This window comes from Agrobacterium sp. CNPSo 2736 (genome assembly GCF_004005385.1).
Classification (GTDB): Bacteria; Pseudomonadota; Alphaproteobacteria; order Rhizobiales; family Rhizobiaceae; genus Agrobacterium; species Agrobacterium leguminum.
Window position 1 is genome coordinate 861,691 of the sequence record NZ_RZTX01000001.1, and the last position, 8,417, is coordinate 870,107.

Sequence of the window (8,417 nt, forward strand, 5' to 3'; positions counted from 1 at the left end):
CGGCAATCTTGCACAAGGGCTTGTCTGGCGGCGACATAGCGGACGACCCTCATTCCTGTTCCCCGGAACAAGCCCGAGGATGTCACAGGAATCCAGTCGACGCGCGTCTGTGCGGCGAAACGACTCCTTCCAGCCCAAGGACTTGGGCTGACTGGATTCCTGTGACAAGCACAGGAATGAGGGGAGTGCGGAGCGGCCTGTTACGCCCGCGACCATCCCTCAAGCCGAAATATCGATGATCCCGCAATCACCCGCTTCCGAAGCAAAGGCGAGCAGCTTGCCGGTGGCGCTCCAGTCCATGCCGGTGATGGCGCCCTTGCCGGGGCGGCGCAGCAGGGCTTCCTTGCCGTCAGCAAGGCGCACGCCGAGGATCATGCCGTCGATGAAGCCGATGGCGAGCACATCTTCCACAGGGTGGAAGGCGACATTGGTGACCATGATGTTGGCGCGGCTGCCGAGTTCTTCCGGGGCCTTGCCCATCGGGCCGTCCTTGCCGGCAAACGGCCAGACGATGGCGGCCGGCGCGCCGGAAGAAGCGAGCCATTTGCCCTTTGCCGACCAGGATACGGATTTGACCTTGGCGGGATAACCCGTCATGCGCATGTGGCGCGCTTCCATGCCGCCCTTGGTGGCTTCCATCTTCCAGCCGTGCAGGGCGTTTTCCTGCATGGTGGTGACGAGGAACTTGCCATCGGGCGAGAAGGTGACGCCGGTATGCGCGCCCTTCCATTCCAGATCGACCGGATCGCCGGCGGTCGCCACCCAGTGCAGCGTTACACCGTTATAACGGGCCACCGCAATGCGCAGGCCCTTGGGCGCGAAGGCGATGGCCTCCACCGTGCGCTCTTCCTTGAATTCCTTGATCGTGCCGTCCGACAGCCGCACGAAGCTGGATTTGCCGACGCCATAAGCGACAGCCTTCTGCGGCCCGCCGGCAACAACGCCCACCCATTTGCGCGGCACATTGGCGATTTCGCCGATGCTGCCGTCATGGCCGATGCGCAGCACACGTCCGTCCTCGCCGCCGGAAAGCAGGGTGGCGCTATAGGGATCGCGCACGCAGGTCAGAAGCCCGTCATGCGCCTCAGTCACCTTCTCGCCGCCATCCAGCCGGTGAATGGTGCCGGCGGCGGTGGCAAACAGGGGAATGTCGCCGAGAAAATGGGTCGAGACCACGTGGCCTTCGATATCAAGCGGGGCAACAGTCGGCATGGGGCATCGGTCTTTCGTATCTGTGTCGGATGGGGCGACGATGTCGACCCCGGCGGCAGGCATGGTTCTAAAGCATTTCCGGCAAAAGCGGAACCGCTTTACATCCCTTCAACCTCATTCCTGTGCTTGTCACAGGAATCCATCCGACGCGCGTCTGCGCGGCGGGGAGAGTCCTTTCAGCCCAAAGACTTGGGCTGGCTGGATCTCTGTGACAAGCACAGAGATGAGGGAAGATAACGGTCATACCCCGGCGTAAGGCCGGGGTGCCGGAGGGATGAGGATCAGGCCGTCGCGAGGCAGGCGTTGAAGCTATTTTCCAGCTTTTCGCGGTCAAGTTTGCGGCCGATGAAGACGAGGCGGCTTTCGCGTTTTTCGTCTTCCTTCCACGGGCGCTGGTGGTCGCCCTCGATGATCATGTGCACGCCCTGCACCACGTAACGTTCCGCATCGCCCTTGAAGGCGATGATGCCCTTGAGGCGCAGGATGTTCGGGCCGTCGGTCTGGGTGACCTTCTGGATCCACGGGAAGAACCGCTCGGGGTTCATCTCGCCGCCGCGCAGCGAGACCGATTGCACCGTCACATCATGGATCGGCGAAACCGCGCCATGGTGGTGGTGATCGTGGCCATGGTCGTGCCCATGGTCATGATCGTGATGATGATGCCCGTGATCGTGGTCATGGTCATGATGATGGTGGCCGTGATCGTGATTGTGGTCGCAATCAGGGCCGCAGACATGATCCTCATGGCCATGCTCGAGGAAATGCGGATCGTTTTCGAGCGCGCGTTCCAGATTGAAGGCGCCCTGATCGAGAACCCGGGCAAGATCGACGCCTGAACGCGTCGTCTTGTAGATGCGGGCGGAAGGATTGATGGCGCGCACGATATCCTCGATGCGGGCGACTTCCTCGGGCGAAACAAGATCGGTCTTGTTGACGACGACGACATCGGCAAAGGCGATCTGGTCTTCGGCCTCGCGGCTGTCCTTCAGGCGCAGCGGCAGGTGCTTGGCGTCCACGAGGGCAACGACGGCATCAAGCTCGGTCTTGGCGCGCACATCGTCATCCATGAAGAAGGTCTGGGCGACGGGAACGGGATCGGCAAGGCCTGTCGTCTCGACGATGATGCCGTCGAAACGGCCGGGCCGGCGCATCAGGCCTTCCACGACGCGGATCAGGTCGCCGCGCACCGTGCAGCACACGCAGCCATTGTTCATTTCGTAGATTTCTTCATCGGACTCGACGATCAGATCGTTGTCGATGCCGATCTCGCCGAATTCATTGACGATGACAGCGTATTTCTTGCCGTGGTTCTCGGAGAGAATGCGGTTGAGAAGCGTCGTTTTGCCGGCGCCGAGATATCCCGTCAGGACGGTGACTGGAATGGGCTTGGCTATAGCTGTTTCGGTCATGGAAAACCCCGCGTGGAGAGAGGCCGTCAGGCCTCAGGAAGATGTGTCGTCGTCCATATAGGCGCGACGTCCTGGCAGTTCAAAGAGATTTTGGCCGAATCCGGCCATGTCACTCAAATTTTGTTATGAAATAACGTTATGTCAAAAGCGTGGATATCTTCAAGCAGTTCGACAAGGCCTTTTACGGCATGGGAAATCAGCCTTTCGCCCTTTTCCGCGGTGGCGGCGGCGGCGTTTCCGGCAACGCCGTCGGGGTTCAGATCGCTCATCAGCCAGCCGAAGGCATGTGGGCCATAGGCGCGCAGGTGTTTGAAGCGGCTGGCGAAATCGCTCTGGCGGGAGGGAAAGTTTGCGGCCTTCTGCATCGCCACGCGTTCGGGGTGAAGCGCCAGCATGACCGATGTCTCGATATCGCCGCCATGAATGTCGACTGCCTTGTCCTCCGGCTTCACGATATCGGCCGGTACGCCGAAACGGGTCCAGCTTGTGGCGACCGCCAGCATGCCAAAACGGGCGCGGGCCTCGGTGGCAACGATGGTCATCAGCGGTGAATTGCCGCCATGGGCGTTCAGCATCACGAACTTGCGCACGCCCTTGTTATATTCCGCCTCGGCGATGCCGAGCCAGCGCTCGATGGCCTCATCGTAACGCAGGGTCTTCGTGCCCGGCACATTCATGTGTTCGATGGAATATCCGACCGGTTCCACCGGCAGGAAGGAAACGGGCAGGTGGGCGGGCAGGGCGGCGGCGAGACGGGCGGCGATGCCTTCGGCAATCAGCGTATCGGTCTCGAAGGGTAGGTGCGGCCCATGCTGTTCATGCGCGCCGAGCGGCAGCACGGAAATTGCACCTGTTGCGCGAAGATGCGGGTCTGTTACGTTTTCGTCGTGATAATGCGTGTATGAGTTTGGCATCTGGCAGTCCGCGCGTGCATTCGTTAAGGATTTCCAGCAACATATATCGGTTCCGCCACAGGGTAAAAGGCACTCGCATATGAGCAAGGACAAAACCGGGCATAAGGACAAAAGCGCCAAGAAGGAAAAGGGCGGCAAGAAGGTAAAGGACGCCAAAAAGAGGGATGAGAATTTCAACCCCGAGGAACTGGCGCAATCCATCACCCAGGCGGCCCGTTCCATGCGCACGGCGCTGAGCCACAGCCTTGCCGAAAGCGGGCTTTATGCGGGCCAAGACGGCGTTATCCTGGCGCTGGCGCAGGAAGGCAGCCTGACGCCGGGGCAGATCGCCCAGAAACTCGGCGTTAAGGCGCCCACCATGACGCGCACCATCGGCCGCATGGAAGCGCAGGGCTTCGTGGAGCGCAGCGGCGATGACGAGGATGGCCGCGTGACGCTGGTGAAGCTGACGGAAGCGGGTTTGAAAAGCGTCGAACACATCAATGTTTCCATCGCCAATTGCGGCGCAAGAGCCGTCGAGGGGCTTTCGGCCAAGGATGTGCGCAATATCGTTAAACTCTTGAAGGCGATTGACGCCAATCTTCAATAATTTTTGCTGAAATTTTTAAAAGAACCATCTGTTTTGTGGGTATTCCTTAAACGGGTTGCGGATTTTGTTTAAATTGTTTAATTGCAATTTAAACGGAGCTATCCGTCATTGACACGCGTTTGGGGAGGAATGCCGTGGCCCAAAAGGTCAAACTGTCCACGATTGCCGAAAGCCTCGGTCTTTCGACCGCCACCATTTCTCTTGCATTGCGCGACAGCCCCCTGGTCGCTGCCGATACGCGGGACAAGATCAAGGAACAGGCGCGGGCGCTGGGTTATATTTATAACCGCCGCGCCGCCAGCCTGCGCACCTCCCGCTCCGGCATTGTCGGCGTGGTGTTCCACGATGTGATGAACCCGTTTTACGGGGAAATTCTGAAAGCCATCGAAAGCGAGCTGGACCGAAGCCGCCAGACCTTCATTCTTTCCAACCACTACGATTCGGTGGAAAAACAGCGCACCTTCATCGAAACGCTGCTGCAGCTGGGTTCCGACGGCATCATCATGTCGCCGGCCATCGGCACGCCGATCGAGGACATGACGCTGGCCGAGGAGAACGGCATGCCCGCAATTCTGGTGGCCCGTTCCATGGATGGCGTCGACATGCCGACCTATCGTGGCGATGACAGCTACGGCATTTCGCTGGCCACCAACCACCTGATCAGCCTCGGCCACCGCACCATCGCCATGGTTGGTGGCACCGACCAGACATCGACGGGGCGCGACCGTTACCAGGGTTACGTCAATGCGCTGCGCAAGGCCGGCATCGAGGTCGATCCGAACCTGCGCATTCCCGGCCCCCGTTCCAAGCAGGGCGGTTTCGAGGCGGCCGTGCATTTCCTCTCGCTGCCGCAGAAGCCGACTGCCGCCGTCTGCTGGAACGATCTCGTCGCCATCGGTCTCATGAACGGCATTTCCCGCGCCGGTCTGGTGCCGGGCGTCGATATTTCCGTCACCGGCTACGACGATCTGGAGGAAGCGGCGATTGCTACCCCGGCTCTGACCACGGTTTCCAACGGTCAGGCGGAGGTGGGGCGCCTGGCGGCGCGCGCGCTGCTGGACAGGCTGGCGGGCAGCCATGAACCTGATGGCATTCACCTCATCAAGCCGGAAATGCGCATCCGGCAATCGACCGGGCCGGTGCGGCCGCGGGTGTGAGTACATCGCCCGGAAGTATGGATGCGGCAGGCTGCATGTTTCTGGTTGTTCGCGATGTTTCCTTCTTCCGTCATTCCGGCCTTGAGCCGGAATCCAGCCACCGCGTGTCTACGCGGTGAAAAGACTCTATCAGCCCAAGTCCTTGGGCTGACTGAATGCCGGATCAAGTCCGGCATGACGGTGATGGGGCGCTTAAAAAAATCGACATGAAACTTCCGTCTGCCCCCATAGCATCCCCTTATTGCCCTTTTCACGGCCGCCTTTGTTTGAAAGGATCGCCGCCCAGGGGAGTGGTATGGCGAAAGGTTCGCCTGAAACCCGCTCCGGCTATTGGAATGTTATCAGGAGGAATATCCGCTCATGTCTGACAAAAAGGCCGTCGTTCTCGTTCCCGGCAAGATAAACCCGCGCGTTCTCGAGCGCCTCGAAGGCAAGGTTGAGATCGTGGCCGTGCCTGCCGGTGCCGAGCCGGTTCTGCCGGCGGGCGCGGCCGAGCGTGTTAACGCCATTGCCATTTCCGGCGTCGTCAACGCCAAATGGATCGATGCGCTGCCGAAGCTCGAGATCATCGCCAATTTCGGCGTGGGTTATGATGGCGTCGATGCCAAACATGCCGCCACACGCGGCATCGTGGTGACCAATACGCCTGACGTTCTGAACGACGAGGTGGCCGATACGACGATTGCGCTTTTGATCAACACCGTGCGCCGTCTTTATCAGGCCGAGACCTGGTTGCGCGATGGCAAATGGGTTGGCGAAGGTCCGTTCGCGCTGTCGCCGTTTTCGCTGCGCGGCCGCAAGGTCGGTCTCTTTGGCATGGGCCGCATCGGCCAGGAAATCGCCAAACGGCTGGAGCCTTTCAAGGTGGAGATCGGATACCACACACGCAGCAAGCGGGATGGTCTCTCCTACACCTATTACGGCTCGCTGAAGGAGATGGCGGAAGCGGTCGATATACTGATCTGCATCGTGCCCGGCACGCCGGAAACGCACAAGGCGATCAATGCGGAAATCCTGACGGCGCTTGGGGCTCAGGGCGTTTTCATCAATGTCGGCCGCGGTTCCAGCGTCGATGAGGATGCACTGCTTGAGACGCTCAAGAGCGGCGCTTTGGGTGCTGCCGGTCTGGATGTGTTCTATGCCGAGCCGAAGGTTCCGGAAGCCTTCCTGTCGCTGCCGAACGTCTCCCTGCTGCCGCATGTCGCCTCCGCCTCGGTTCCGACGCGCAACGCCATGGCCGATCTGGTGGCCGACAATATTCTCGGCTGGTTTAAGGACGGAAAGGTGCTGACGCCGGTTCCGGAGACGCCGGTCAAGGGGTAATCCTTTTCCAGCCTCATCCTCGGGCTTGCCTCACTGCTGTCCGGTTTAAATTTCCAGACAGGCTGCAGTCCCCTTGAAGTCGGTAGTAAAGGGTGCACATTCTCTCGTCGTCATCCTCGGCCTTGTGCCGAGGATCTAATCGCGTCGAATAAAATCAAGATGTTGCAGATGCTCGGGACAGGCCCGAGCATGACGAAAGAGGTGAAGCTTTGCGCTCACCTCATGCGCGTCCCTATTCCGCAATCTCCGAGCTTCCCACCCAACGCCCTTCGGCAAATGACCGGGCCATGGCGTGAATGCTGCGCTCGATCTTCAGGCCTTCCTCGAAATCGATGATATGCGCCTTTTTCCCCTCGATCGCCGCGATCAGTTCGCGGCATTCGATCACCTTCAGGTCGTTGAAGCCGAGGCCGTGGCCCGGGGCGGGGATGAAGCGGTCATAGGGCTTGTGGTGCGGCGCGGTAAGGATGGTTCTGAAACCCTGCTCTTCCGGGCGTCCATCCGTGGTGTAAAGCTGGAATTCGTTCATCCGTTCCTGATCGAACAGGATCGAGCCGGTGGAGCCATAAATCTGGATAGCGATGCGGCCCTTGCGGCCCCAGGCGGAACGGTTGGCGATGAGCACAGCGGAAATGCCGCCTTCGAGCTTCAACAGCACGCTGGCGAGGTCGTGCGTCTCGACGGCGCGGTCGCCACCGCCGGCAAGCGGCCGGGTTTCGTAAGGCTTCACCATGTCGGTGATGGCGCTTTCGGCATGGCCGAAAAGGGCGAAGAGCAGCGACAGCGGGTGCACGGCGAAATCATCCAGCGCGCCGTAACCGGAAGACGCCTCGCTCTTCCAGTAGAAGGGCTGCGTGGCATCCGCCATGAAGTCCTCGTCCATTTCGGCCCGGACGTGATAAACTTTGCCAATCGCGCCTTCGTCGATCAGACGGCGCATGTGGCGGATGACGGGGTTCTGAATGTAATTATACCCCATCGCCGCTGCCTTGCCGGACCGGCGGGCCGCATCGCGCATCTTCACCGCGTCGGCAAAGGCGGGTGCCATCGGCTTTTCGCACCAGACATGCTTGCCGGCCTCAAGGGCGGCAATGGCCATTTCCGGGTGGAAGGCGTTGGGCGTGGTGACCGAGATGACATCGATCTCGGGATTGGACAGCAGGTCGCGCCAGTTGCCCGTCGAGTGGGCAAAACCGAACTCCGCCGCTTTCTTCGCGGCAAGCTCGGGGTTTACTTCCGCGAGCGTCACGAGGCGCGGGCGTTCCACATCGCCGAAGACGCTGGTGACGTTATTCCACGCCAGCGCGTGGCATTTGCCCATGTAACCGGTGCCGATAAGGCCCACGCCAAGAGCGGCCATGCTATTCTCCTCCCGAGAGTTTTAGAATATTGAGCGTTTATTGAAATGTGGCAGGCGGAACAAAACCCCTCCGCCCTCATCCCTGTGCTTGTCACAGGGATCCAGCCAGCCCAAGTCCTTGGGCTGGGAAGACTCTCCCCGCCGCGCAGACGCATGTCGGCTGGCAACTGTATTAATGCATGTTGTTTTAAGCTGCTTCGAATGTGGTTTTATCCCTGAGAATAGCATTTGCAATGACGAGCAGTTTGCGGGCGATGGCGATGATCATGACCTTGAACGGTTTGCCTTTGGCCTGCATGGCTTGAACCATGCGGGCGAAGGGCGACTTTAGCCGGTAGGCCACCAGCGCCGCCATATAGAGGGCATCGCGCACGCGCTTTCGTCCGGCGCGGATATGGCGCTGGCCGCGATGAATGCCGCTATCGGCATTGAAGGGGGCAAGGCCTGCAAGCG

The 8,417-nt window shown here is 60.2% G+C and carries 8 protein-coding genes; 3 read left to right on the plus strand and 5 right to left on the minus strand.

All coding sequences use genetic code 11. The features are described 5' to 3' along the window. Window positions 1-219: 219 nt before the first annotated feature. The 3 genes from EM858_RS03930 to EM858_RS03945 all read right to left on the minus strand — a co-directional run bounded on the left by EM858_RS03930 (window position 220) and on the right by EM858_RS03945 (window position 3,535). Entirely contained in the window at window positions 220-1,212 is a 993-nt protein-coding gene (locus EM858_RS03930) for a WD40 repeat domain-containing protein (RefSeq protein WP_127755873.1), read from the minus strand. Between the two features lie 281 nt (window positions 1,213-1,493). Next, window positions 1,494-2,621 carry a GTP-binding protein gene (locus EM858_RS03940; RefSeq protein ID WP_127755874.1) on the minus strand — a complete coding sequence of 376 codons (1,128 nt, stop codon included), beginning with the start codon at window positions 2,619-2,621 and terminating at the stop codon, window positions 1,494-1,496. 113 nt (window positions 2,622-2,734) lie between these two features. After that, complete coding sequence (locus EM858_RS03945) at window positions 2,735-3,535, minus strand: creatininase family protein (RefSeq protein ID WP_127755875.1); 801 nt, start codon at window positions 3,533-3,535, stop codon at window positions 2,735-2,737. Between the two features lie 79 nt (window positions 3,536-3,614). On the opposite strand from EM858_RS03945, the gene EM858_RS03950 reads away from it, so the two are divergent. From EM858_RS03950 to EM858_RS03960, 3 genes are all read left to right on the plus strand, one after another. Further along, window positions 3,615-4,124, plus strand: coding sequence for a MarR family transcriptional regulator (locus EM858_RS03950; protein WP_035263256.1), 510 nt, complete (start codon window positions 3,615-3,617; stop codon window positions 4,122-4,124). A 134-nt stretch (window positions 4,125-4,258) separates the two neighbouring features. Further along, window positions 4,259-5,281, plus strand: a complete 1,023-nt coding sequence (locus EM858_RS03955; RefSeq protein ID WP_003505469.1) for a LacI family DNA-binding transcriptional regulator — start codon at window positions 4,259-4,261, stop codon at window positions 5,279-5,281. A 360-nt stretch (window positions 5,282-5,641) separates the two neighbouring features. Next, a complete protein-coding gene (locus EM858_RS03960) occupies window positions 5,642-6,604 on the plus strand; it encodes a 2-hydroxyacid dehydrogenase (protein WP_127755876.1) in 963 nt (320 codons plus the stop codon). Window positions 6,605-6,836: 232 nt separating this feature from the next. Here EM858_RS03960 and EM858_RS03965 read toward each other — a convergent pair whose 3' ends face one another. Together EM858_RS03965 and EM858_RS03970 are read right to left on the minus strand one after the other, a co-directional pair. Next, window positions 6,837-7,964 (minus strand): Gfo/Idh/MocA family oxidoreductase, encoded by a 1,128-nt coding sequence (locus tag EM858_RS03965; protein WP_127755877.1) that lies wholly within the window; start codon window positions 7,962-7,964, stop codon window positions 6,837-6,839. A gap of 187 nt (window positions 7,965-8,151) precedes the next feature. Further along, window positions 8,152-8,417 (minus strand): transposase (locus EM858_RS03970; protein ID WP_164865298.1); only part of this gene is annotated, 266 nt, incomplete at its 5' end.

Bases quoted from the DNA above. Each gene is read 5' to 3' on its own strand.
- EM858_RS03940 (WP_127755874.1), bottom strand. From the start codon at position 2,621: ATGACCGAAACAGCTATAGCCAAGCCCATTCCAGTCACCGTCCTGACG.
- EM858_RS03965 (WP_127755877.1), bottom strand. From the start codon at position 7,964: ATGGCCGCTCTTGGCGTGGGCCTTATCGGCACCGGTTACATGGGCAAA.
- EM858_RS03930 (WP_127755873.1), bottom strand. From the start codon at position 1,212: ATGCCGACTGTTGCCCCGCTTGATATCGAAGGCCACGTGGTCTCGACC.
- EM858_RS03945 (WP_127755875.1), bottom strand. From the start codon at position 3,535: ATGCCAAACTCATACACGCATTATCACGACGAAAACGTAACAGACCCG.
- EM858_RS03960 (WP_127755876.1), top strand. From the start codon at position 5,642: ATGTCTGACAAAAAGGCCGTCGTTCTCGTTCCCGGCAAGATAAACCCG.
- EM858_RS03950 (WP_035263256.1), top strand. From the start codon at position 3,615: ATGAGCAAGGACAAAACCGGGCATAAGGACAAAAGCGCCAAGAAGGAA.